The sequence below is a fragment of the Kamptonema sp. UHCC 0994 genome, from assembly GCF_029167235.1.
In the GTDB taxonomy this organism is placed as follows: domain Bacteria; phylum Cyanobacteriota; class Cyanobacteriia; order Cyanobacteriales; family Microcoleaceae; genus Kamptonema.
Window position 1 is genome coordinate 1 of record NZ_JARFTR010000285.1, and the last position, 1,378, is coordinate 1,378.

Here is a 1,378-nt window from a genome sequence, read left to right on the forward strand (position 1 = left end):
ATCGCGATCGCAACTAATGGGCAATTCAAGCTCGGTGAAACATAACTGTTTGTTGACTATAAATTGCCCAATTATAGTTTTTAATAATCATTGAACCGTAAATAGGTGTGATTTTCGGTTTGTGACATAAAAACACACAAAAAACCCGTCTTAACCAGGTAGCAAGGTTCATCACTAAAAAAGTAATAGCAATAGCTGTTTGGGAAGTATTATCAAGTTTTGTCATCACTCGATTTAAGCTAAATCTTCTTTTTCCTTGTCCAAATTTGCCCTCAATTGCATTCCTAACTCTTTCATCTTCTAAGGCTTGTTTCTTGGTTTCCTTACTGACATTTGCTGGTGGTCTTCCTAAAGGAGGGCCACTCATTCTAATTCCTCTTTCTTTACACCAAGCTCGGTTTTCACGATTTCGATAAATGCGATCGGCGTGGACTGATTCTGGATAGTATCCTGTGTAATTTTTAAATGCTTCTACTTGTGATTTTAAGTCTCCTGATTCGTTAAAGTTATCCCAACTTATCCGGTCTAAAAATACATATCCTTCAATGCAGCTCGCTGACAGTTTGGCTCCAAACTCTACGGGTTTCCCTGCTTTTCCTCTGACAATGGGACGGATGTGTGGTTGGCTTAAACTTACTATTCTGTCCTCTATACTCTGTTTGTTATTTTCAAATAACCAGAGTTGTTGGCGATAGACTTCTGTGAGGACTAGCAAGGTTTAATAGTCCTAAGTCGGTGGGATAGCTAATATCTGCTGGGGCACAGGTCGCATCTACAATTAATTTTCCTTGATTGGTTGATTCATTTTTTGCGTCCGAATCCTTTTTTTTTTCGGGCGGTTTTGGGGTGGTTTCGCACATTTTTTCCACCATTCGTTCGTTCACTTTCTTGATTAAATTCGCACTGATTCGCTGCCGAAAGTGTACTAATAGTGATGGGTCAAATGGGGGTTCATTACTGTAGGTTGATTGACCGATAAAGTATTGCAGGTAGGGGTTTTCACGGATCTGTTCTACTGTTTCTATGTCGCTTATTCCCAGTTTTTCTTTGATAATTAATGCCCCTAATGCTATCCTAAATGATTTGGCGGGTGCTCCCATTTCGGTGGGAAAGTTTTCAGCATAATCTTCTTCAAATTCCGACCAAGCAATTAGTTGGGCCATTTTTACCCAACGGTTATCTTCTGACAACCTTCCTTCAAAGGGGAGTTCAAAGTTGGATGGGGGGCTTGGGGCAAGCTCAGCTTTTCTGTACACGATCGCAAATGGTGATGCACGGGTTTTGAGTGATTATACCTGTTTTTCTTGCACCATTACTACCTTTCTTCGTCCAAAAATCCATACAGTGTTTACTTGAACCACTGCTTCAGCAAGCCCTA

Annotated in this window: 1 pseudogene; it reads right to left on the bottom strand. The window is 40.4% G+C overall.

The features are described 5' to 3' along the window. Positions 1-25: 25 nt before the first annotated feature. A pseudogene (locus PY364_RS25020) lies at positions 26-1,256 on the bottom strand (transposase). Positions 1,257-1,378 lie beyond the last annotated feature (122 nt).